The sequence below is a fragment of the Enterobacter sp. K16B genome (assembly GCF_020216105.1).
GTDB lineage: Bacteria > Pseudomonadota > Gammaproteobacteria > Enterobacterales > Enterobacteriaceae > Enterobacter > Enterobacter sichuanensis.
Window position 1 is genome coordinate 1 of sequence record NZ_JAIWJZ010000067.1, and the last position, 21481, is coordinate 21481.

20 protein-coding genes, 1 pseudogene and 1 other annotated feature are annotated in these 21481 nt (G+C 57.3%); of the genes and pseudogenes, 5 read left to right on the forward strand and 16 right to left on the reverse strand.

What is annotated here, in order from left to right:
* Nucleotides 1-244: pseudogene (locus tag LDK53_RS13410) on the forward strand (D-serine transporter DsdX); the annotation flags it as partial.
* Between the two features lie 17 nt (nucleotides 245-261).
* A complete protein-coding gene (gene dsdA / locus LDK53_RS13415) occupies nucleotides 262-1551 on the forward strand; it encodes a D-serine ammonia-lyase (protein ID WP_225287378.1) in 1290 nt (429 codons plus the stop codon).
* Nucleotides 1552-1580: 29 nt separating this feature from the next.
* Here the strand turns inward: dsdA and LDK53_RS13420 are convergent, their stop codons facing one another.
* The 4 genes from LDK53_RS13420 to LDK53_RS13435 form a co-directional block, all read right to left on the reverse strand.
* Nucleotides 1581-1928, reverse strand: a complete 348-nt coding sequence (locus LDK53_RS13420) for a DUF202 domain-containing protein (RefSeq protein WP_025756986.1) — start codon at nucleotides 1926-1928, stop codon at nucleotides 1581-1583.
* A complete protein-coding gene (locus tag LDK53_RS13425; protein ID WP_024907384.1) occupies nucleotides 1918-2265 on the reverse strand; it encodes a YidH family protein in 348 nt (115 codons plus the stop codon). Before LDK53_RS13425 ends, LDK53_RS13420 begins: the two co-directional genes overlap by 11 nt.
* Nucleotides 2266-2357: 92 nt before the next feature.
* A complete protein-coding gene (locus LDK53_RS13430; RefSeq protein WP_225287379.1) occupies nucleotides 2358-3680 on the reverse strand; it encodes a 6-phospho-alpha-glucosidase in 1323 nt (440 codons plus the stop codon).
* Nucleotides 3677-5299 carry an alpha-glucoside-specific PTS transporter subunit IIBC gene (locus LDK53_RS13435; RefSeq protein ID WP_225287380.1) on the reverse strand — a complete coding sequence of 541 codons (1623 nt, stop codon included), beginning with the start codon at nucleotides 5297-5299 and terminating at the stop codon, nucleotides 3677-3679. Before LDK53_RS13435 ends, LDK53_RS13430 begins: the two co-directional genes overlap by 4 nt.
* A 222-nt stretch (nucleotides 5300-5521) precedes the next feature.
* On the opposite strand from LDK53_RS13435, the gene LDK53_RS13440 reads away from it, so the two are divergent.
* A complete protein-coding gene (locus LDK53_RS13440; protein ID WP_225287381.1) occupies nucleotides 5522-6268 on the forward strand; it encodes a GntR family transcriptional regulator in 747 nt (248 codons plus the stop codon).
* On the opposite strand, the gene LDK53_RS13445 is transcribed toward LDK53_RS13440, so the two are convergent.
* From LDK53_RS13445 to ibpA, 3 genes are all read right to left on the reverse strand, one after another.
* Complete coding sequence (locus LDK53_RS13445) at nucleotides 6236-7897, reverse strand: putative transporter (protein ID WP_047957403.1); 1662 nt, start codon at nucleotides 7895-7897, stop codon at nucleotides 6236-6238. The genes LDK53_RS13440 and LDK53_RS13445 overlap by 33 nt on opposite strands.
* Nucleotides 7898-8055: 158 nt before the next feature.
* Entirely contained in the window at nucleotides 8056-8484 is a 429-nt protein-coding gene (gene ibpB / locus LDK53_RS13450; protein ID WP_008500161.1) for a small heat shock chaperone IbpB, read from the reverse strand.
* A 136-nt stretch (nucleotides 8485-8620) separates the two neighbouring features.
* Nucleotides 8621-9031 (reverse strand): small heat shock chaperone IbpA, encoded by a 411-nt coding sequence (gene ibpA, locus LDK53_RS13455; protein ID WP_008500162.1) that lies wholly within the window; start codon nucleotides 9029-9031, stop codon nucleotides 8621-8623.
* Nucleotides 9025-9096: a sequence feature (ROSE (Repression Of Heat Shock gene Expression) occurs in the 5'-region of heat shock genes and acts as an RNA thermometer to modulate expression.), on the reverse strand. It overlaps the preceding gene by 7 nt.
* A gap of 248 nt (nucleotides 9097-9344) precedes the next feature.
* Here ibpA and LDK53_RS13460 point away from each other — a divergent pair.
* Nucleotides 9345-9677 carry a YceK/YidQ family lipoprotein gene (locus LDK53_RS13460; RefSeq protein WP_025756979.1) on the forward strand — a complete coding sequence of 111 codons (333 nt, stop codon included), beginning with the start codon at nucleotides 9345-9347 and terminating at the stop codon, nucleotides 9675-9677.
* Here the strand turns inward: LDK53_RS13460 and LDK53_RS13465 are convergent.
* The 8 genes from LDK53_RS13465 to LDK53_RS13500 form a co-directional block, all read right to left on the reverse strand.
* Nucleotides 9674-10903, reverse strand: coding sequence for a DUF3748 domain-containing protein (locus tag LDK53_RS13465; RefSeq protein WP_225287382.1), 1230 nt, complete (start codon nucleotides 10901-10903; stop codon nucleotides 9674-9676). The genes LDK53_RS13460 and LDK53_RS13465 overlap by 4 nt on opposite strands.
* A 51-nt stretch (nucleotides 10904-10954) precedes the next feature.
* On the reverse strand, nucleotides 10955-12292 hold the full coding sequence (locus LDK53_RS13470) for an MFS transporter (protein ID WP_225287392.1): 1338 nt from the start codon (nucleotides 12290-12292) through the stop codon (nucleotides 10955-10957).
* 180 nt (nucleotides 12293-12472) lie between these two features.
* The gene (gene dgoD / locus LDK53_RS13475) at nucleotides 12473-13621 is read right to left on the reverse strand and encodes a galactonate dehydratase (RefSeq protein ID WP_024907394.1); all 1149 of its coding nucleotides are present in this window, start codon (nucleotides 13619-13621) and stop codon (nucleotides 12473-12475) included.
* Nucleotides 13618-14235: a 2-dehydro-3-deoxy-6-phosphogalactonate aldolase gene (locus LDK53_RS13480; protein WP_225287383.1), complete on the reverse strand. Its 618-nt coding sequence runs from the start codon at nucleotides 14233-14235 to the stop codon at nucleotides 13618-13620. The genes dgoD and LDK53_RS13480 overlap by 4 nt, the downstream gene beginning before the upstream one ends.
* Nucleotides 14219-15097 carry a 2-dehydro-3-deoxygalactonokinase gene (locus tag LDK53_RS13485; protein WP_225287384.1) on the reverse strand — a complete coding sequence of 293 codons (879 nt, stop codon included), beginning with the start codon at nucleotides 15095-15097 and terminating at the stop codon, nucleotides 14219-14221. The genes LDK53_RS13480 and LDK53_RS13485 overlap by 17 nt, the downstream gene beginning before the upstream one ends.
* Nucleotides 15094-15783, reverse strand: a complete 690-nt coding sequence (dgoR, locus tag LDK53_RS13490; protein ID WP_003861109.1) for a D-galactonate utilization transcriptional regulator DgoR — start codon at nucleotides 15781-15783, stop codon at nucleotides 15094-15096. Before dgoR ends, LDK53_RS13485 begins: the two co-directional genes overlap by 4 nt.
* Before the next feature lie 227 nt (nucleotides 15784-16010).
* Nucleotides 16011-16826, reverse strand: a complete 816-nt coding sequence (yidA, locus tag LDK53_RS13495; protein ID WP_045285338.1) for a sugar-phosphatase — start codon at nucleotides 16824-16826, stop codon at nucleotides 16011-16013.
* A gap of 114 nt (nucleotides 16827-16940) precedes the next feature.
* Nucleotides 16941-17966 carry a zinc-dependent alcohol dehydrogenase family protein gene (locus LDK53_RS13500; RefSeq protein WP_208283519.1) on the reverse strand — a complete coding sequence of 342 codons (1026 nt, stop codon included), beginning with the start codon at nucleotides 17964-17966 and terminating at the stop codon, nucleotides 16941-16943.
* A 108-nt stretch (nucleotides 17967-18074) separates the two neighbouring features.
* Between LDK53_RS13500 and LDK53_RS13505 the strand changes: the two genes are divergently transcribed.
* On the forward strand, nucleotides 18075-19010 hold the full coding sequence (locus LDK53_RS13505) for a LysR family transcriptional regulator (protein WP_225287385.1): 936 nt from the start codon (nucleotides 18075-18077) through the stop codon (nucleotides 19008-19010).
* Between the two features lie 33 nt (nucleotides 19011-19043).
* Here the strand turns inward: LDK53_RS13505 and gyrB are convergent, their stop codons facing one another.
* Nucleotides 19044-21455, reverse strand: coding sequence for a DNA topoisomerase (ATP-hydrolyzing) subunit B (gene gyrB, locus LDK53_RS13510; protein WP_047957396.1), 2412 nt, complete (start codon nucleotides 21453-21455; stop codon nucleotides 19044-19046).
* Between the last annotated feature and the right edge of the window lie 26 nt (nucleotides 21456-21481).

Here is a 21481-nt window from a genome sequence, read left to right on the forward strand (position 1 = left end):
GGGCGCGACGGCTATCGTCGCGCCGATGCTGCCGCTCTACCCGAACGTCAGCCCGGAGATCATTACCATAGCCATCGGTTCTGGCGCCATTGGCTGCACGATCGTTACCGATTCTCTCTTCTGGCTGGTGAAGCAATACTGCGGCGCGACCCTGCATGAGACCTTCAAATACTATACGACGGCGACGTTTATCGCCTCGGTGCTTGCACTTGGCGGCACATTCCTGCTTTCTTTCATTATCTGAGCGCGAAGAGACGTATTATGGAAAACGCAACTATCACCACTTTAACCGCACAGTTTCCTCTGGTTGAGGATCTGATTGCCCTGAAAGAAACCACCTGGCTTAACCCGCGTACCACCTCGCTGGCTGAGGGGCTGCCCTATGTCGGGCTGACCAAAGCCGACGTGGACGACGCGCATGCGCGTCTCAACCGCTTCGCACCGTATCTGGCGAAAGCCTTCCCGGAGACAGCCACCACGAAGGGGATAATTGAATCCGAACTGGTCGCCATTCCGGCAATGCAGGCGCGGCTGGAGAAAGAATCTGGCAAAGCCATTCCCGGCACGCTGCTGCTGAAAAAAGACAGCCATCTGCCGATCTCCGGCTCGATTAAAGCGCGCGGCGGCATCTATGAGGTGCTGACCCACGCGGAAAAACTGGCGCTGGAAGCCGGGTTGCTGAGCGTTGAAGACGACTACAGCATTCTGCTGGAGCCGCGCTTTAAGGACTTCTTTAGCCAGTACAGCATCGCGGTGGGCTCCACCGGCAACCTGGGGATGTCCATCGGCATCATGAGCGCACGCATTGGCTTTAAGGTGACGGTGCATATGTCTGCCGACGCCCGCGAGTGGAAAAAAGCCAAACTGCGCAGCCACGGCGTCATCGTCGTGGAATATGAGCAGGATTACGGCGTGGCGGTGGAGCAGGGACGCAAAGCGGCGGAAAGCGATCCGAACTGCTTCTTTATCGATGATGAAAACTCCCGCACCCTGTTCCTGGGCTACGCCGTTGCAGGCGAGCGTCTGAAGGCACAGTTTGCCGAACAGGGCCGCGTGGTGGATGCCGAACACCCGCTGTATGTCTATCTGCCGTGCGGCGTAGGCGGCGGCCCTGGCGGCGTGGCGTTTGGCCTGAAGCTGGCCTTTGGTGACAACGTCCACTGCTTCTTCGCGGAGCCCACGCACTCTCCATGCATGCTGCTGGGCGTCTACACCGGCCTGCACGATGAGATTGCCGTGCAGGACCTGGGCATCGATAACCTGACGGCCGCCGACGGGCTGGCGGTAGGGCGCGCCTCTGGCTTCGTCGGCCGCGCGATGGATCGCCTGCTCGACGGGTTCTACACGCTCTCCGATCAGAGCATGTACGACATGCTCGGCTGGCTGGCGCAGGAGGAAGGGATTCGCCTGGAGCCGTCCGCGCTGGCGGGCATGGCCGGGCCGCTGCGCGTGCATTCCGATGCGAACGTCACTCACCTGGTGTGGGCGACCGGCGGCGGCATGGTACCGGAAGAGGAGATGGTGAAATATCTGGCTCAAGGGAAGCCATGACGCCGGGTGGCGGCTGCGCCTTACCCGGCCTACAGGTGCAAAATTTGCTGAATATGGGTGACCGCAAACAGCAGTGACAGCGACAGTACAGCCAGGGCGATCAGGAACTTATCCCGCACCGCCTTCGGCTGCACAAAATCGTCCTGCGCCACGTCCATCAGGTTACGGCTGCGGGTATAGCGCCATAAAATGACAGCCACCAGCGCGAGTACGACGACGGAGATCCAGAACGGCACCCCGGTGCGATGCCAGTTGTGCTTAATCGCCAGGGCAATCAGCGCGCCATACCCCAGCAGCGTACGCAGCCACGCCAGCGACGTCCGCTCCGGCTGCAGGCCGGGGTCCGCTTCGCGTCGCGCTTTGCGGCTATCCGCCATAAAACACCAGCACCATCACCACGCCCGCCACCGCCAGCAGGATTGCGCTGATGATGAGTAGCCCGCGCGTATAGGGCAGATCCTGCTTCAGACGCATCGCCTTCTCATTGCGCAGCCAGCGCAGGTAGCCGTAAATCGCCAGCACGCCCGCGAACAGACACAACAGCAGAGCCAGCACTTCACGAATCAACGGCGTGGCGAAATCAGGCGCGAGCTGGTCGAGGCCGACACCTGCCGCCAGAAAACCCAGTGCGGTGCGGATCCACGCTAAAAACGTGCGTTCATTGGCCAGAGAGAAGCGGTAGTCCGGCGCTTCGCCGAGGCGGGAAATTTTCATGAAGGTTCCTTGTCGTGCTACGGGCAGGCTTCAGCATAGCGTAAATCGACCAGGACAAGGAGACCGGCATCGGGCGATGCCGGTCGGGAAGATTAATGCAGCTCCGGCCAGAACCCCTTATTGGCCTCGATCAGGTCATCAAGAATCGCTTTCGCCACAGAGGCACTCGGTACGGTTTTGGAGAGGGTGATCGCCTGCCAGAGTTTCTGGTACGAGCGCTGCTCCCAGGCATCCACCACCAGTTTTTCCACCGCCACCTGCTGGCTCATCAGCCCTTTCTGGAAGTGCGGAATATCGCCCACCGTGAGCGGCTCCGGCCCGTTATGGCCCACCAGGCATGGTATCTCCACCATCGCGTCGGCATCAAAGTTATGGATCGCCCCGTTGTTCGGCACAATCAGCAGCATCCGCTCCTGGGTATTGAAGGCAATCGCGGTCGCCAGATCGACGATATAGGACGCATGTTCGTCAATCTCCAGCTCACCGGCGGAGGATTTCCCGGCTGCGATAATCGCCCGGCAGGAACTGAACACGTGCTTCTCACGGTGATCCATCACCTCATTGGCGCGGGTACGCTCGGGACTGGAGTGCGCCACCACGTAGTCCGGGAACAGGTAATACTTCAGGTAAGTATTCGGCATGGTGTCCGGATCCAGCGCCTGCACGTCTTTGGCTTTGGCGAAGGTATCGTTCCAGCTCGCTTCGGTATGGGCGTCGTCAGACGGCGGTACATAGCCGTTTTTAGCGACGTATTCGCGCAGTTTCGGCATCAGATCGTTACCGTTGAGATCTTCAATCGACGTCCACCAGCCGAAGTGGTTCAGGCCGTAGTAACGCACGCGCATCTCTTTGCGGTCTTTCAGGCCGACAATCTGCGCCATGCGCCCTTCGATGCCGATCGGCATATCGCAGATATTGAGGATTTTGGCGTTCGGACGCAGGCGACGGGTCGCTTCCGCGACAATCGCTGCCGGATTGGAGTAGTTCAGCATCCACGCATTCGGGGAGTACTGCTCCATATAATCCACCAGCTCCAGCACGCCGCCGATTGAGCGCATGCCGTAGGCAATGCCACCCGGTCCGCAGGTTTCCTGGCCCAGCACACCGTGGCGCAGCGGGATTTTTTCATCTTTTTCACGCATCGGGTATTTGCCCACGCGGATATGCGCCATCACGAAATCCACATCACTAAACGCCGCTTTCGGATTGGTGGTATAGCTGAATTCAATCTCCGGCGCCTGTTCCTTAAGGATGATTTTGCACGCTTCGGCGATGGTCTCCTGACGTGCGCCGTCGTTGTCATAGAACTTCAGGGCGCGCAGCGGGAAACGGTCACGGTTGGCTAACAGCATCAGGACGATACCAGGCGTAAAGGTGCTGCCGCCGCCTGCAATGACAACTGAGAATTTTTTCATGATATAGCCTCTGTCAGGGTGGTTTGTTCATTCGTTAAAGGGGTTTTCATCAGCGATTCCAGTTGGTCGCGCACCTGAGGAACGTGCAGACCGACAATTACCTGAATGCCGTTGCCGCGTCGCACCACGCCGTGGGCGCCGAGGGCTTTGAAGACGTCATCGCTTTGGGTTTTCGCCATATCGACCAGGGCGATACGCAGGCGGGTAGCACAGTTGTTGATGCTTTCGATGTTGGCCGCACCACCGAGCGCCTGCAGGAACCCGGCTGCCTGTCCGACCTGCTGGCTGGCCGCTGCCGGGGCGGTGGTGTGCCCGCGCGCCGCCTTATAGTCCGCCTTGCTGTAGAGTTTTATTTCGCTCGCTTCCCGGCCCGGCGTTTTCAGGTTCAGACGCGCAATCAGCGTTTTGAAGACCACGAAGTAGATCCCGGTGAAGCAGACGCCAATGCCAATCTGGGTGAACACCGTTGACGCGTGGTTGTGGAACATCGGGATCCAGTTTTGCGGCAGGAACTGGTCCAGCAGGCCGCCGCCCATGTTGCCGACGACGCCGAAGACGTACATCACCGTCGCCATGGTGGCCGCCAGCACGGCGTGGACGGCAAACAGCAGCGGCGAGATAAACAGGAAGGTGAATTCCAGCGGTTCAGTAATGCCCACCAGCACGGCGGTGAGCGTGGCCGGGATCAGCAGCCCTGCGACCTTGACGCGGTTTTCCGGTGAGGCGGTGTACCAGATCGCCAGCGCAATCCCGACCGAGCCAAACACTTTCGAGTTGCCGTGCAGCGCGAATCCGCCTTCCGGGAACAGGGTTTTCAGCGGCAGCGTGCTCTGACTAAACGCCTGCAGGTGCTGCGCCCAGTAGACCTGAATCCCACCCTCTACCGCCGCCGGGCCGAAGATGAACGGACCGTAGACGAAGTGGTGCAGCCCGGTTGGGATGAGAATGCGTTCCAGGAAGGTATAGACCCACACGCCCAGCGCACCGGCAGAACGCAGGAAAGCCTGCAGGGACTCGATGCCCATCTGCACTTTCGGCCAGCCCAGCAGCGTCAGCCAGGCGCAGGGGATCATGACGAAAAACGCGAGGATAACGACAAACGAACTGCCCTGAAAAATCCCCAGAAACACCGGCAGCGGCTTGTCAAAATAGCGGTTGTGGATGGCGGTAACGATGCCCGAAATGACGATGGCACCGATAATGCTGGTATCGAGCGTTTTAATCCCGGCAATCATCGCCAGCCCGCTGCCTGCCGTCGGTTCGGCGGTGAAATCGACGCCAAAAAAGTGGCCCCAGGTCATGCCCATTGCGTTGATGAAGTAGTTCCAGGTGAGGAAGCTAATCAGCACCGCCAGACAGGCACGGCCCTGCGCCTGCTTCGCCAGGCCAATCGGCAGGCCAACGGCAAAAATCAGCGGCATATTGCGAAAAACCGCCCAGCCGCCCTCTTCAATGATGTGAACGATCTGCGCGAAAAGGTTATCAGGGGCCGTTAAGGCTTCGCCGACAAACAGCGGATTGCGAAGCATAATGGCGATTCCCACCACGATCCCGGCGAACGGAAACAGCAACACCGGGGTAAACATGGCACCGCCAAAACGTTGTATTTGACTGAGCATTTTTAAATCCTCACGTAACAACCTGTAGGGGAGAGAGGCCTTTATGGTTTTTTGCTGGCCTGAGGTGAGCATAAGAACTTACTGATGCGCGAACATGGCGTGCCGCTGCGATTCGTGATCGCATTCATGGTTTTATTTTGACCAATCAGGTCTACTTTTTGTGGTAAATATGGACATGTCAGCACGCCAGCCACGCCCTGATAAGGGCAGAGAGGTCTACTGGTGATCTACAAATCTATCGCCGACAGGTTGCGGCTGCGGCTGAATTCGTCGGACTACAACATCGGCAGCCCGTTGCCGGGCGAAAAAGCGCTGGCGCAAGAGTTCGGCGTGGCGCGAATGACCATCCGCAAAGCGCTGGATCTGCTGGTGAGCTGGGGTCTGGTGGAGCGGCGGCACGGCAGCGGAACGTTTGTCGCGCGTAAAGACGTTCACCATGAAACCACAAACCTCACCGGGCTGGTGGAGGTGTTGCGCCAGCAGGGGAAAGAGGTGCAGAGCAAGGTGTTGCAGTTCGAAGTGATGCCCGCGCCGCCCGCCATCGCCAGCCAGCTGCGGATTCAGGTGGATGAGCGGATCTACTTTTCCCGGCGGGTGCGCTACGTGGACGGAAAACCGCTCATGCTGGAGGACAGTTTTATGCCGGTGAAGCTGTTCCGTAACCTCTCTCTGGCGCATCTTGAAGGGTCAAAGTTTGATTACATCGAGAAGGAGTGCGAGATCACCATTAGCGGCAATTACGAGAGCCTGACGCCGGTGCTGGCGGATAAACAGCTGGCGGGTTATCTGAATCTTCCGGAACAGACGCCGCTGCTGCGAATCACGTCCCTTTCCTACAGCGACAGCGGCGAGTTTCTCAACTATTCCGTCATGTTCCGAAACACCAGCGATTACCAGGTGGACTACCATCTGCGGCGCATCCACCCGGACGACCTGTTAGCTCATCCCCCAGAACAGCACCGCCAGTAGCTGCGGGGTGATAATGCGCAGGAACATTACCAGCGGATAAACCGTGGCGTAGGAGAGCGCTGCCGCGCCGCTGGTGGCGTGCAGGTTATTGGCAAAGGCCAGTGCGGGTGGGTCCGTCATCGAGCCCGCAAGCATGCCGCAGAGCGTCAGGTAGTTCATTTTAGCGAACATACGCGCCAGTATGCCTACCGTCAGCAGCGGGATTGCTGTGATGAATATGCCGTAGCCGACCCAGCTCATTCCTTCCCCTCTGACCAGGGTATCGACAAAATCTCCGCCGGACTTCAGCCCGACCACCGCCAGAAACAGCACAATACCCAGCTCGCGCAGCGCCAGGTTGGCGCTCGGCGGCATAAACCAGTAGAGCTTACCGATGCAGCCAATACGCCCGAGGATCAACGCCATAATCAGCGGTCCGCCCGCCAGGCCGAGCTTGAGCGCCACCGGGAAGCCCGGCACATACAGCGGAATGGAGCCGAGCAGTACACCCAACCCGATACCAATAAACACCGGCAGCATCTGCACCTGCTGCAGTTTTTGCTGGGCGTTACCGACCATATCCGCGACGGCGTCAATGGACGACGGCCGCCCGACCAGGTTAAGGATATCCCCAAACTGCAGGCTGGCCTCCGGGCTGGCGACCAGTTCCACACCCGCGCGGTTAAGGCGGGAGATCACGACGTCATAACGCTCTTTCACCTGCAGATCGCGGATTTTCTTGCCGAGAACATGCTCGTTTGTTACCACCACGCGCTCCACGCGCATATCTGTGCCGCGGGTGGAGAGCGAGGTGTCCACTTCCTGACCGATCACCAGCCGCGCGTTGTTGAGATCGCCGGGCTGGCCGACCAGGTGCAGCAGATCCCCCTGCTGAATAATGGTGCCCGGCGCGGGCACCATCAGCATATCGTCGCGCTTAAGGCGCGAGCAGATAATGTTGGCGCTGTTCAGGATCGGCACGTCCTGGATCGCCATATTGTTCAGATTGGGGTTATCGACCCGAATATTGATGGTTTTGATCGGCATATGGCCGTTGGTGAGCGTGGTTTCGTGGTCTTTCGCCTCTTTATCGACGTTAATGCGAAACAGGACGCGAACCAGCCACATGGAGAGCAGAATGCCGCAAATGCCAAACGGATAGGCCATGGCATAGCTCATCCCCATCTGGTCAACAATGCCAGGTTCGATACCCAAATCACGCAGGATTTGCTGCCCCGCGCCGAGCGCAGGCGTGTTGGTCACCGCCCCGGAGAAAATACCCAGCACCACGGGAAGTGGGATTGCGAAAAGTTTATGCAGAAGCGCGGTCACCAGCCCACCCATCACCACAATAGCGAGGGCAAAGAGGTTGAGGCGCAACCCGGAGACCCGAAGAGAGGCAAAAAAGCCCGGCCCCACCTGAATGCCAATGGTATAGACGAACAGGATCAGGCCAAATTCCTGAATAAAGTGGAGCATTTCGGCGCTGAGGACCAGCCCGAGCTTGTCGGCGAAGTGCCCGACAAAAATACCGCCAAACAGCACCCCGCCAATACCAAACCCGACGCCGCGGATTTTGACGTTGCCAATCCATAGCCCAACGACGGCGACCAGGGCCAACACGCTGACAGTTAACGCGATATCACTCATGATCCCCTTCCTTAGCATAACCTTAGTTATGTTAAGGATTCTCTCAGAGCCGGGGGCGGTTGTATGGGCGATGGCGCACAAAAAAGCCCTGCCGGGGCAGGGCTTTATCTTTACCCCCTCTCCCTTTGGGAGAGGATCGGGCATCAGCCCGCACAGTGCTAACTGTTCAACGCCGGTCGGTCGCTAATGGCGATACGTTGCGGCGCGATGGCTTCCGGCACGTTACGGGTCAGATCAATATGCAGCAGCCCGTTAGTAAACGTTGCGCCGGATACATCCATATGGTCTGCCAGAGTAAAGCTCAGGCTAAACGGCTGATTAACCAGCCCCTGATGCAGCCATTTGGTCTCGGTCTCTTGTTTTTCCGGCGTACCCTTAACGGTCAGGCGCGTGCCTTCAAGCTGGATATCCAGATCCTCCTGACGGAAGCCGGCCAGCGCCAGGGTGATGCGATAGTGGTTATCGTCGCTTTTTTCGATGTTGTACGGCGGAAACGTCTGTTGCTCAGCGGTGTTTTGCAGGGCATTCGCCAGTTTGTCAAAACCAATCCACTGACGCAGTAAGGGGGATAAATCATAGTTACGCATACTAAATCTCCTTCTGAGAAGCGAGTTCGGCACAGTTTAATTTTGTGCGCAGTTGTTCCTGCAAATCCTGATGGATTCGCATATGCTCCCGTTACGGCAAGCAAGTCTGGGTGGGCCGCTCGTGCGACCCGCAAAATTAGTTAATTTCGATACGACGCGGTTTTTTCTCTTCCGGAATCACACGTTCCAGTTCGATAAACAGCAGGCCGTTAACCAGGTTCGCGCCTTTCACGTGAATGTTCTCGGCTAACTGGAACTTGCGTTCAAAGTTGCGCTCGGCGATGCCCTGGTAGAGGTAGGTACGTTCTTTCTGCTCAGCCGTATGGGAACCTTTCACCACCAGCAGGTTGTCCTGCGCGGTGATCTCCAGTTCGTTTTCTGCAAAACCGGCGACGGCAATGGCGATGCGGTAGTGGTTTTCGTCAACCAGCTCAACATTGTAAGGAGGGTAGCCGTTGCTCTGGCTTTGGTTATTTTCTAAATGGTTAAACAGGCGGTCAAAACCAATTGCAGAACGGTATAGCGGAGAAAGATCGAAGTTACGCATAAATAAAACTCCTGAAATCAGCGAGAAAATAGTGCCTTCCACCATGGACAGGCCTTTGCGCCCCCGAACACCCATCAGGCGTGTTCGTTATCGGGCCACATTCATAAAATGGGTCTGCAACCGGGCTTTTCAAGCACGACAACTGCACTTTTTTTTGCACTTTTGTGCATCTCGCTTAGACTGGGACAACAGCACAAAGGGTTAAATTGCGATGGCTGCCACAGTGCGGGGGTATCGGGCTATCCATTTTGGATAAGGCTCGCTATAACCCTGAGTTGCAGGTCTATGCAGTGCCATTAACGATGACTGAGTGATGATGAAAAATGTTCTGATAAAGCTGACGACGTTCAGCGGGGTAGTTTTACTTTGCGGGTGTTCGAGCGTGATGTCTCACACCGGCGGTAAAGAAGGAACATATCCGGGGACGCGCGCCAGCGCGGCGATGATCTCCGATGACGATACCAACTGGGGCACCAAATCCCTGGTTATCCTCGATATGCCGTTTACGGCGGTGGCAGATACGCTTCTGCTGCCGTGGGATATATTTCGTAAGGACGACTCTGTGCGCTCACGGGTAGAAAAAAGCGAGCAGGAAAATCTGGCGACAAACGCCGTTATCCCGCCCGCGGAAATGCCTCCACGCTAGTTCTGCGCGGTTTCCGTTAACCAAAGCTGACGGAAACCGCCTGTCTCTTCCATCCACGCAATAAAGCGCCCGTCCGGCGAAAACACCACCGCATCAGCAGACGGTGGATTGCCGTGATCGGACGTCAAAAACGTCACCTCTCCGGTCCGTGCGTCGCAGCAGGCGATACGATCTTCCATGACAAATCCCAGGCGGTTGCCCGAAGGATGCCAGTTGAATGCCGACTGGATACCGTTTTCTGTATGCGTTAACTGGCGCGGCTCGCCGCCCTCGGGGGAGATCAGCCACAGTTGCACGATACCGTTATCATCGCGCATCAGGAACGCAATCTGCGTTCCTTGCGGATTGCTGCGCACCCAGTGACGCGGCACGTTCACCAGTCCCGGATAGCGGTTCTGATGGGTAAAGGTCAGACGACGCTGCTTCACGCCTGCAGGCGGAGCGGGCAGGGTTGCCAGCGTGCCCTGTAGCGGCGCATCGCCCGCACGTTTCCAGCCCTGTTCGTCTTCTGGCAAATCGACAATAAACAGTTCAGGCACTTTTTCGCCCTGTGCGGAGAGGGTGTCACCGATAAACGCCAGCCTGCCGTTGCCTACCCAGCCCTCTTCGTAGGCGCGGTTGATCTCATCGCTGCCCGACTGCGGGTTGGGCGTCGTGCGGCTGACCAGCACGCTCCAGAAGGCGCCCGAATATTCCCGAGGATGGTTACCCTGTGGCTTCACCGGGCCGTAAGGCGCGGCCACGCCGACGTTGCGTAAATCGAGCTTTGGATCGCGCTCATGCAACACATGGTCGTTATAGGTAAAGCTGACGAACTGCCCGTTCGGGCTAAAGACATGGACATGGGTGCCGCCACGCAGCGCGCCTGCGGTGTAAGGCGCGGTGATATCCATCGCATCCAGATTGCTCACCTGGCCGTGATGCGCAATCACCCCCTGGCGATGGTGAAAATCATAGTGCCAGTCTGCGTCCGGGTTTTTCGGGCCGTGGATAAAGACATATTTCTCTTGTGCGGGATGAACGGTCACCACGCCAACGTGTGCGCCGTCTGTGGCGCGATAAATCACCTCCACCTCGCCCGAATGGACGTTAACCCGCTCAATGGTTTCACCGGTGAACGACGCGCCTGACGGGCGCACGTCGTAGACCAGCCACTGGCTGTCCGGCGTCCAGGTATTGATATTGGTGAGCTGGTGGTTACGGGAAGCGAAGGTGATTTGTTTCATGAAGATACCCTGATGCGCGGTTTTCGCATCAGGGTAAAACATCCGGAAGAATTAGCCTACTCGTTTAACATCGCCCACCAGCAGGATGTAGGAGAGCGCACCGATCAATGCCACGACGGAGATGTAGACCAGCGCCGGGCCAAAACCGTAATCCTGCGCCAGGTAACCGATGACCAGCGGCACGGTGATCCCGCCCAGCCCCCCAACGAAGTTGAACACGCCACCGGTCAGGCCGATCAGACGCATCGGTGCCAGCGACGACACCAGCGACCAGGTAATGGAGGCAAAACCGTTTCCGAAGAACGCCACGGCCATCAGGGTCATAATCCATACCGGATCGTTGGTATAGTTGGCGCCCATGATGCACGTTGAGATCAGCAGCCCGCAGATAATCGGTGTTTTACGCGCAGCCCCCAGCGAGAAGCCTTTTTTCACCAGTTTGTCCGCCAGCCAGCCCGAAAGCAGTACCCCGAAGAAGGCCGCAAGGAACGGTACGGTGGTCATAAAGCCCGCCTTCAGCGCGGTGATCCCCTTCTCCTGCGTCAGGTAGTTCGGGAACCAGGTGAGAAAGAACCACAGCGTCGACGTAACCGCAAACTGACCCAGATACACCCCCACCAGCTTACGGTGGAAGACCAGCTTCCAGTCCGCTCTGGTGAGCGGCTGGCGCGCCTCTTTTTTCACCGGCGCATCGCCATCCACCAGACCGCCGCCATCGCGGATGTAGTCCAGCTCGGCTTTAGTGATGCTTTTGGTCAGCCGCGGAGGTTGATAGACCTTAAACCAAATTAGCGACCAGATAATGCCAATCCCGCCGGTGACAATAAACACCCAGTGCCAGCTCAGAAGCTCCTGGATCCAGATGAGCAGCGGCGTCAGGAACGCCAGGCCAACAAACTGCCCGGAGGTGTAGAAGCCCACCGCAGAAGCACGCTCATGCTCCGGGAACCAGCTGGTCACCATGCGGTTGTTGGTCGGGAATGCTGGTGCTTCAAAAATACCGGTGATGGCGCGCAGGCCAATCAGCGACATCAGCCCGGTTGCGAACCCCTGGAACAGGGTCGCCGCAGACCAGCCTAAAATGGCGATGAAGTACGTCAGCCGTGACCCCACACGGTCAAGGAACCAGCCGCCGGGGATCTGGCAGAGCGTATACAGCCAGGCAAACGCCGAGAAGACGTAGCCCATTTCCGCTTTGGTGATACCAAACTCTTCCTGAATATGAGCCGATGCTACGGCAAGGTTGGCGCGGTCGACATAGCAAATGACCACGGTAATAAAGATCATGATGAGCGTCAGGTAGCGGCGACGCCCGATTTTTGCAGCAGTAACTGGAATATCCATCGCAATCTGTCTCCAGATTTTGGGCATAGCGAAGCCGCTCACCATGCCCTGTAATTTACAGAGGGTGTATTTGATTTTTTTAATTAAAAACGTAAACGGAATGCGCAAAATAATTCGTGCTGGGGAAAGGCGGCAAGTTTTCGCATCCCCGGGAGCATACAAAAGTATGTGACCGGGGTAAGAAAACGCAGCCAACGCATCACCAGCGCGAAGTATGACGCGCATTTACCATTCGGCTACGGAACCGTCCTCATGACGCCACAGCGGATTACGCCAGTCCGGCGCATGTTTACTTAGCTCAATGACTTTGGCTTCGTCAATTTCTACGCCCAGGCCCGGCTTCGTTAACGGTTTAAAGAAACCGCCTTCCATGCTGAAGTCTTCTTTGTTTTTCACAAAGTCGAGCAGCTCTGCGCCCTTGTTATAGTGAATGCCCATGCTTTGCTCCTGGAACACAGCATTGCGGGAGACAAAATCCACGTGCAGACAGGCCGCCAGCGCAATCGGCCCGAGCGGACAGTGCGGTGCCAGCGCCACATCGTAGGCTTCTGCCATTCCGGCAATTTTGTAGCATTCGGTGATGCCGCCCGCGTGGGAGAGATCCGGCTGCAGGATCGCAATGCCGCCCGCTTCCAGCACACGTTTAAACTCGAAGCGCGAGAACATGCGTTCACCCGCGGCGATGGGAATGTGCGTCTGTTCTGCCAGTTTCGGATAGTACTCTGCCTGCTCGGCCAGCACGGGCTCTTCAATGAACAGCGGGCGATACGGCTCCAGCTCTTTAATCAGCACTTTCGCCATCGGCGCGCTGACGCGTCCGTGGAAATCCAGCCCAAATTCAATCTCGTTGCCGAAGGCTTCACGGATTTGCGCCACGGTATTCACCGCGCGGTCGACCGCTCGCGAGTTGTCAATCACACCCATCTCTTCACAGCCGTTGAGCTTGAAGGTGTCAAAACCAATGTTGCGCAACTGCGTGATGCCGTCGATCACTTCCGCGGGGCGATCGCCGCCCACCCAGCTGTAGGCTTTGATTTTGTCGCGCACCAGGCCGCCCATCAGCTGCCAGACCGGGGCATTCAGCACTTTGCCTTTGATATCCCACAGCGCCTGGTCGATACCGGCGATGGCGCTCATCAGGATCGGGCCACCACGGTAGAAACCGGCACGATACATTACCTGCCACAGGTCGTTGATACGCGCAGGATCCTGGCCAATCAGGTATTCTCCCAGCTCGTGCACGGCGGCTTCAACCGTGCGCGCACGGCCTTCGATCACCGGCTCACCCCAGCCGACCACGCCTTCATCGGTTTCGATTTTCAGGAACATCCAGCGCGGGGGTAAACGGTAAGTGGTAAGTTTAGTTATTTTCATTGCACTGCCTCTCGATACGCTTTCACAAATGCTGCCGCCTGCAGCGCGGTACGTTCTACGGACTGCCCGGCGCGATAGAGATCGCTGCCCAGCCCCGCGCCCACACAGCCTGCTTTTATCCACTGCACCAGGTTTTCTGGCGTGACGCCGCCCACGGCAAAGACCGGCACGCTGGCGGGTAAGACCGCTTTCAGCGCTTTGATGTAATCCGGGCCAAAGGCCGATGACGGGAAAATTTTGAGCGACTGTGCGCCCGCATCGAGAGCGGCAAAGGCTTCTGTGGCCGTGGCGCATCCCGGGCAGACGGTCATGCCGTAACCCACTGCGCGACGAATCACCTCGGGCTGAATGTTGGGGGTGACGATAAGCTTGCAGCCCATCTTTGCCAGCCGATCCACCTGCTCCGGTTTTAGCACGGTCCCCGCGCCAATCAGCGCCTTATCACCAAACGCTTCCACCACTGCCGGGATGCTTTTTTCCCAATCCGGCGAGTTGAGCGGGATTTCTACCGCGTCGAACCCGGCATCGATAACCGCCCCGACATGGGCTAATGCCTCATCGGGCGTGATACCGCGCAAAATCGCGATAAGGGGAAGATCAGTTTGCCACTGCATGAGCGATGCTCCTTATTCCTGCCTGAAATGCCGTGTCACCGGATACCGTTGAGAGGTCGTGCCCTGCGCGGCGTAAAGCCTGCTCGTAGCGTGAAGCCAACGATGACCCTGCAACAATCGTGATGGCCTGCCCCTGCGCAACAAAATCGCGCATGCTGGCGACTTCTGCGCCAATCAGCAGGCCGGAAAGAAACTCGCTGACCTGCTCGCACGGGAGGGTTCCCAGCACATGCGAGGCGCGGATCTCAAAAAGAGACGGCAGAACATCAGGCGAGGCGAGGCCGCGCTCAAGACCGGCGGTAAAGGCCTCCGGGGACGTTTTCTGCTCGGGTAAGCCAGCACCCACCAGAGAATGATTGAGCAGCAAATGGTGCAACTCGCCGGTCATTACAGTGCGAAAATCGTGGATTTGCTCCGTGTCAGCCTGTACCCATTTGCAGTGCGTACCCGGCATTACGTAGACAGAAGAAGGAGAAAGCGTGCGCGCGCCGAGCAGCTGCGTCTCTTCGCCGCGCATCACGTTGTGGTTATCGTCACGCGAGACGCTCAAACCGGGAATAATCCAGATATTGTCGCCAACGGACGTTAACTTATCGCCAATAGCGGAGAAATGGGCAGGAACAGGCAGATAAGGCGCAACCTTCCAGCCCACGTTACTGCCGACCATTCCCGCCATCACCACCGGCGTCGCGCCATCACGCCAGTTTTGTGTTACCTCAGCTAACACCGCTTCGGGGGATTTCCCGTTCAGACGCGTAACGCCTGCTTCTGATTGCCTGCTCTCCAGGCACTGCTCGCCCTGGTATAGCCAGGCGCGCAGATTGGTCGATCCCCAGTCAATTGCGATGTAGCGTGATGTCATGTGATTTCCTTCAGCCTTCGTGTCGAGCTGGCAATCATGGTGAGAGCTGCCTGCTCTGCCGCATCGCCGTCCTGATGCCGTATCGCATCAAACAGCGCTTTATGTTCCTGAAGCGTTTTCGGCATGTTGGCCTCATCGCCCATCCAGGTACGTTCAAATACTGCTCGCTGTAGCGAGCTGATCGCCACACTAAGCTGCTGTAACACCGGGTTATGCACCGACTGCAATACCGCCTCGTGATAGCGAATATCCGCCTCGTTAAACGCTTCCCGGTTCTGGTTATTGGCGATCATGTCGTTGAGCGCCGACTCAATCTGCGCCAGATCGCCTGACGTTGCGCGCTCTGCTGCCCAACGGGCAATGGCGGGTTCGACCAGGTTTCGTACTTCACTCATCGCACCGATAAGCCGCGGGTCGTAGTCATTTTCCAGCACCCACTGCAGGACATCGGTATCGAGGTAGTTCCACTGGTTACGCGGGGCAACAAACGCGCCGCGATAGCGTTTCATTTCAATCAACCGCTTCGCCATCAGCGAGCGGAACACTTCCCGGATAATGTTGCGTGAAGTTTCAAACTCCTCGCACAGTTCAGCCTCTGCTGGCAGCGGCGAACCGGGAACGTATTTGCCACCCACAATCTGAGTGCCCAGCGTGATGACAATGCGATCGGTTTTGTTCAGCGTCATGGAGAGTCCTTGTGCTCTGTAAGTCCATCACTACTTTACCGCGACCGCTGAATTTCGCCTCACTTTTGCAGTACAAACGTGAAGCCTTTCGCCTTTGCTGTGGTGGTAATGTAGTACAATCAATTAATGTTGTACTACAATCCAGATCACAAAAAGAACAATTCAATAAACTCAGGGCCAAAAAAAGCCCCGGTTGATAACCGAGGCTGATGATTGAGGGCAATGTGTTACCGGGACAGTACAAATTTCTCAATCGCGTAGGCCACACCGTCTTCGAGGTTGGATTTGGTAACAAAGTTAGCAACCTCTTTCACCGACGGAATGGCGTTATCCATCGCCACGCCCATGCCTGCGAATTCAATCATCGCGATGTCGTTTTCCTGGTCGCCCAGAGCCATGATCTCGTCAGGTTTGATGCCCAGCGCGTCGGCCAGCGATTTTACCCCCGTGCCTTTATTGACGCGTTTATCGAGGATTTCGAGGAAGTACGGCGCGCTTTTCAGCACGGTGTACTTCTCTTTCACCTCGGCCGGAATGCGCGCAATCGCTTTATCCAGGATCTCGGGTTCGTCGATCATCATCACTTTCAGGAACTGGGTCGCCGGATCCATCTTCTCGGCTTCGCAGAACACCAGCGGAATGGTCGCAACATAGGATTCATGTACTGTGTAGTAGCTGATATCACGGTTAGCGGTATAGAGCGTATTGCGATCGAGCGCGTGGAAGTGGGAACCCACTTCACGGGACAGTTTTTCCAGGAACAGGTAGTCGTCATAGCTCAGCGCAGTTTGCGCAACCGTACTGCCATCCGCGGCTTTTTGTACCAGCGCGCCGTTATAGGTAATGCAGTAGTCGCCAGGCTGATTCATATGCAACTCTTTCAGGTAGCTGTGTACGCCCGCGTACGGACGCCCCGTGGTCAGGACCACATTCACGCCCTTCGCGCGTGCCGCGGCGATCGCGTTTTTAACGGCTGGAGAGATAGTGTGGTCTGGCAGCAGCAGCGTGCCGTCCATATCGATTGCAATGAGTTTAATAGCCATGAGTTCCCCGGGATAAATGAGTGCTGCCTCATGCTAACGCGATTAAGCACACAAAAATAGAGCTACATTGCGCAACAGGAATACCCCTTTTACGCATCCCGGGGGAATGATGACTTACTCGCGGGTGAGAACGATTTTACCGAACGCGCCGCGATCGAGATGGTCGAGCGCCTGTTCAAGTTCATCAAAGCGGTAGCGGTGCTCAATGACCGGCTTCAGGCCCGTGACATCAACAGCCCGGACAAAATCCTCCAGCGCCCGGCGATGCCCCACGCCAATCCCCTGAATGACCGGAGATTTCAGCAACAGCTCGCCAGCAGACAGTGAAATCTCCGCCCCCGCCAGCACACCAATGACCGATATCCGTCCATGAACGGCAACGGCGCGCAGGGAATGCTTCAGGTTCTCCCCGCCCACGGTTTCAATAATATGGTCGATACCGCGATCCTGCGTCAGTGCCAGCGTCGTTTCAGCCCAGTCGCCTTTCAGGCGGTTGATGCCCTGGCTGGCCCCCAGATTTTTAGCCCGAGCCAGTTTTTCATCACTTCCCGATGTGACAAACACCTCTGCGCCGTGCGCTTTTGCAATTTGCAGTGCGAAAATCGCCACCCCGCCCGTGCCCTGTACCAGTACCGTTTGCCCGGCGCGCAAGTTTCCACGCTCGATCAGCGCGAACCACGCCGTAAGCCCGGCGCAGGGTAAGGTGCTGGCCTCTGCGTCATCCAGGGTTTCCGGCGCGGCCACCAGCGCATCTTCCTTCACAATCACATACTCAGCCAGCATGCCCTGGAAGTAGCCGCCGGACGTTTTATAGGGCAGATTGCGTGCGTCCGCCTGCGGCTTACCGTCGAACCACTCAGGGAAAAAGGTGGATATAACGCGAGCGCCGGGCTGGAAACGGGTGACGCCTTCCCCCGTGCTGTCCACCACCCCCGCCATGTCCGAGGCCGGCGTAAACGGGAAGGAAAGCGGGATCGGCATAGTGCCTTCAATCACCATTTTATCGCGATAGTTGAGCGCAACAGCATTCACTCTTACGCGCACTTCACCCGGGCCAGGCTCGGGAACAGGCTCCTGAATAAGTTTGAGGCTTTCGCGCCCAAGGGCGTTCATCGACCAGCGTTGCATTGTCTCTGTCATTTTTCTCTCCTGCCATCAAATAAGTGTCAGGACCACAGTCTACCGTTGACGAAAGGTCGCCAGTGGCGATAATTTTTCTCTTAATTGATGACTGAATAGATACAATCTATGACCGATACGCTGAAGGATATTCCTGTTTTTGTGGCCGCCGTTGAGGCGGGGAGTTTTGCGCAGGCCGCTATCCGTCTGCATTTGTCACGCTCAGCGGTCGGAAAAAGCATCGCTCGCCTGGAAGAGCGGCTGGGGGTACGCCTGTTTCAGCGCACGACCCGCAGCCAGAGCCTGACTGATAACGGCGCCCTTTTTTACGAGCGCTGCCTGCGCGCGCTGGAAGAAATCCGCGGCGCAGAATCGCTGCTGGAAACAGGAAAACAGCAGGTCAGCGGCCGCCTGCGTGTCGCTATGCCGGTGCTGTTTGGTCGCCAGTGCGTCGCCCCGCTGCTGATAAACCTGGCGCAGGAACACCCCGGACTTGAGCTCGAAATGTCATTCAGCGACCGCGTGGTGGATCTTGTCGAGGAAGGGTTTGACATGGCGGTACGCAACGGCACGCTGCAGGACAGCAGCGTTCTGGTCGCCAGAAGACTGGGAGAACACCGCATGGTGCTGTGCGCCGCGCCGGAGTATCTGCAGAAAAGAGGTCAGCCAGAAACGGTGGCTGATTTGCCCCACCATGCGGCCATTAACTATCTGCGGGCAGGCAGAGTGCTACCCTGGCAACTGATGGATAACGCAGGGACCTCACACACCTTTACTCCCCGCTCATCACTCAATATGGATGATTTGCAGGCGATCTGCGACGCGGCGCTGGCCGGACACGGCATTGCATGGTTGCCCTGCTGGATGGCCAGCCGGGAAATTCATCAGGGAAAACTCGTCCCGCTGTTAAAGCAGGCACCGGATGTGCGCTTCGACGTGCATGCGGTCTGGCAACAGACGCCGCATCTGCCGCTGAGAGTCAGAATTGCCGTCGATACGCTCGCCAGCCGTTTACCGTCAGTGCTGTCGCAGGAAATGCCTGCGCCCATAAAAAAGCCGCGCTAAACGCGCGGCCTGAGTAAAGCAGTCTGACAACGATTAAATATCGATATTTGCCGCTTTCAGCGCGTTCTCTTCGATGAAGGCACGACGTGGTTCCACCGCATCGCCCATCAGCGTTGTGAACAGCTGGTCAGCCGCAATCGCGTCTTTGACGGTGACGCGCAGCATGCGACGGCTCTCCGGATCCATGGTGGTTTCCCACAGCTGATCCGGGTTCATTTCGCCCAGACCTTTATAACGCTGAATGGAGAGACCACGACGGGACTCTTTCACCAGCCAGTCCAGCGCCTGCTCAAAGCTGGCTACCGGCTGACGGCGCTCGCCACGCTCAATGAACGCATCGTCTTCGATCAGACCGCGCAACTTCTCGCCGAGCGTGCAGATGCGACGGTATTCCGGGCCGGTCACGAACTCGTGCTCCAGCGGATAGTCTGTGTCGACGCCGTGGGTACGCACGCGAACAATCGGCTCGAACTGCTGAGCGGCGTTCTGCTGAACATCAAATTTCCACTGGCTACCGTGCTGCTCTTTCTCGTTCAGCTCGCTCACCAGGGTGTTCACCCAGCGGGTAACGGCCTGTTCACTGCTCAGATCGGCTTCGGTCAGGGTTGGCTGGTAGACCAGCTCCTTCAGCAGCGCTTTCGGATAACGACGCTCCATACGGCCAATCATTTTCTGCGTGGCGTTGAACTCAGACACCAGACGCTCCAGCGGTTCACCCGCCAGTGCCGGTGCGCTGGAGTTCGCGTGCAGGGTCGCACCATCAAGCGCGATAGCGATTTGGTACTGATCCATCGCATCGTCATCTTTGATGTACTGTTCCTGCTTGCCTTTTTTCACCTTGTACAGCGGCGGCTGAGCAATGTAGACGTGGCCACGCTCAACGATTTCCGGCATCTGGCGGTAGAAGAAGGTCAACAGCAGCGTACGGATGTGAGAGCCGTCGACGTCCGCATCGGTCATGATGATGATGCTGTGATAGCGCAGCTTGTCCGGGTTGTATTCGTCACGGCCAATGCCGCAGCCCAGCGCGGTGATCAGCGTCGCCACTTCCTGAGAAGAGAGCATCTTGTCGAAGCGCGCCTTCTCAACGTTAAGGATTTTACCCTTCAGCGGCAGAATCGCCTGGTTCTTACGGTTACGGCCCTGCTTCGCAGAACCGCCCGCGGAGTCCCCTTCCACAAGGTACAGTTCGGACAGCGCCGGGTCACGTTCCTGACAGTCAGCCAGTTTGCCCGGCAGACCCGCGAGATCCAGCGCGCCTTTACGACGCGTCATTTCACGGGCTTTACGCGCCGCTTCACGAGCACGTGCTGCATCAATGATTTTACCGACAACGATTTTCGCGTCGTTCGGGTTCTCCTGCAGGTAGTCGCTCAGCAGTTCGTTCATCTGCTGTTCAACCGCCGATTTCACCTCTGAGGAGACCAGCTTGTCTTTGGTCTGAGAGGAGAACTTCGGATCCGGCACTTTCACGGAGACAACAGCAATCAGGCCTTCACGGGCATCGTCACCGGTGGCGCTGACTTTCGCTTTTTTGCTGTAACCTTCTTTGTCCATGTAGGCGTTCAGGGTACGGGTCATCGCCGCACGGAAGCCTGCAAGGTGGGTACCGCCGTCACGCTGTGGAATGTTGTTGGTGAAGCAGTAGATGTTTTCCTGGAAACCGTCGTTCCACTGCAGCGCCACTTCCACGCCAATACCGTCTTTTTCGGTGGAGAAGTAGAAGATATTCGGGTGAATCGGCGTTTTGTTCTTGTTCAGATACTCAACGAACGCCTTAATACCGCCTTCGTAGTGGAAGTGGTCTTCTTTGTTGTCGCGTTTGTCGCGCAGGCGAATTGAGACGCCAGAGTTCAGGAACGACAGTTCACGCAGGCGTTTCGCCAGAATGTCGTACTCGAATTCGGTCACGTTGGTGAAGGTTTCAAGGCTTGGCCAGAAACGCACCATCGTACCGGTTTTTTCGGTCTCGCCGGTCACGGCCAGCGGGGCTTCAGGCACGCCGTGCTGATAGATCTGACGGTGAATTTTGCCTTCGCGCTGGATAACCAGTTCCAGTTTCTGCGACAGGGCGTTTACCACGGAAACACCTACGCCGTGCAGGCCGCCGGAGACTTTATAGGAGTTATCGTCGAACTTACCGCCGGCGTGCAGAACGGTCATGATCACTTCTGCAGCGGACACGCCCTCTTCCGGGTGAATACCGGTCGGGATGCCACGGCCGTCATCCTGTACGGAAACGGAGTTATCGGCGTGGATAGTGACGATAATGTCTTTACAGTGACCCGCGAGCGCTTCGTCGATAGCGTTATCTACCACCTCGAATACCATGTGGTGCAGACCGGTGCCGTCATCCGTGTCGCCGATATACATACCCGGGCGCTTACGCACCGCATCCAGCCCTTTCAGGACTTTGATACTGGAGGAGTCATAAGAATTCGACATCAACGTTTCTCGCTCATTTCAACTTG

What these genes read in the sequence shown, in the direction of transcription:
- LDK53_RS13425 (WP_024907384.1), bottom strand. Translation starts at nt 2,265, where the DNA reads ATGAAAATTTCCCGCCTCGGCGAAGCGCCGGACTACCGCTTCTCTCTG.
- dsdA (WP_225287378.1), top strand. Translation starts at nt 262, where the DNA reads ATGGAAAACGCAACTATCACCACTTTAACCGCACAGTTTCCTCTGGTT.
- LDK53_RS13480 (WP_225287383.1), bottom strand. Translation starts at nt 14,235, where the DNA reads ATGCAGTGGCAAACTGATCTTCCCCTTATCGCGATTTTGCGCGGTATC.
- LDK53_RS13445 (WP_047957403.1), bottom strand. Translation starts at nt 7,897, where the DNA reads ATGAGTGATATCGCGTTAACTGTCAGCGTGTTGGCCCTGGTCGCCGTC.
- yidA (WP_045285338.1), bottom strand. Translation starts at nt 16,826, where the DNA reads ATGGCTATTAAACTCATTGCAATCGATATGGACGGCACGCTGCTGCTG.
- LDK53_RS13485 (WP_225287384.1), bottom strand. Translation starts at nt 15,097, where the DNA reads ATGACATCACGCTACATCGCAATTGACTGGGGATCGACCAATCTGCGC.
- LDK53_RS13505 (WP_225287385.1), top strand. Translation starts at nt 18,075, where the DNA reads ATGACCGATACGCTGAAGGATATTCCTGTTTTTGTGGCCGCCGTTGAG.
- LDK53_RS13430 (WP_225287379.1), bottom strand. Translation starts at nt 3,680, where the DNA reads ATGAAAAAATTCTCAGTTGTCATTGCAGGCGGCGGCAGCACCTTTACG.
- LDK53_RS13500 (WP_208283519.1), bottom strand. Translation starts at nt 17,966, where the DNA reads ATGACAGAGACAATGCAACGCTGGTCGATGAACGCCCTTGGGCGCGAA.
- ibpA (WP_008500162.1), bottom strand. Translation starts at nt 9,031, where the DNA reads ATGCGTAACTTCGATCTTTCTCCGCTATACCGTTCTGCAATTGGTTTT.
- dgoD (WP_024907394.1), bottom strand. Translation starts at nt 13,621, where the DNA reads ATGAAAATAACTAAACTTACCACTTACCGTTTACCCCCGCGCTGGATG.
- gyrB (WP_047957396.1), bottom strand. Translation starts at nt 21,455, where the DNA reads ATGTCGAATTCTTATGACTCCTCCAGTATCAAAGTCCTGAAAGGGCTG.
- dgoR (WP_003861109.1), bottom strand. Translation starts at nt 15,783, where the DNA reads ATGACGCTGAACAAAACCGATCGCATTGTCATCACGCTGGGCACTCAG.
- LDK53_RS13465 (WP_225287382.1), bottom strand. Translation starts at nt 10,903, where the DNA reads ATGAAACAAATCACCTTCGCTTCCCGTAACCACCAGCTCACCAATATC.
- LDK53_RS13420 (WP_025756986.1), bottom strand. Translation starts at nt 1,928, where the DNA reads ATGGCGGATAGCCGCAAAGCGCGACGCGAAGCGGACCCCGGCCTGCAG.
- LDK53_RS13435 (WP_225287380.1), bottom strand. Translation starts at nt 5,299, where the DNA reads ATGCTCAGTCAAATACAACGTTTTGGCGGTGCCATGTTTACCCCGGTG.
- LDK53_RS13470 (WP_225287392.1), bottom strand. Translation starts at nt 12,292, where the DNA reads ATGGTGAGCGGCTTCGCTATGCCCAAAATCTGGAGACAGATTGCGATG.
- ibpB (WP_008500161.1), bottom strand. Translation starts at nt 8,484, where the DNA reads ATGCGTAACTATGATTTATCCCCCTTACTGCGTCAGTGGATTGGTTTT.
- LDK53_RS13460 (WP_025756979.1), top strand. Translation starts at nt 9,345, where the DNA reads ATGATGAAAAATGTTCTGATAAAGCTGACGACGTTCAGCGGGGTAGTT.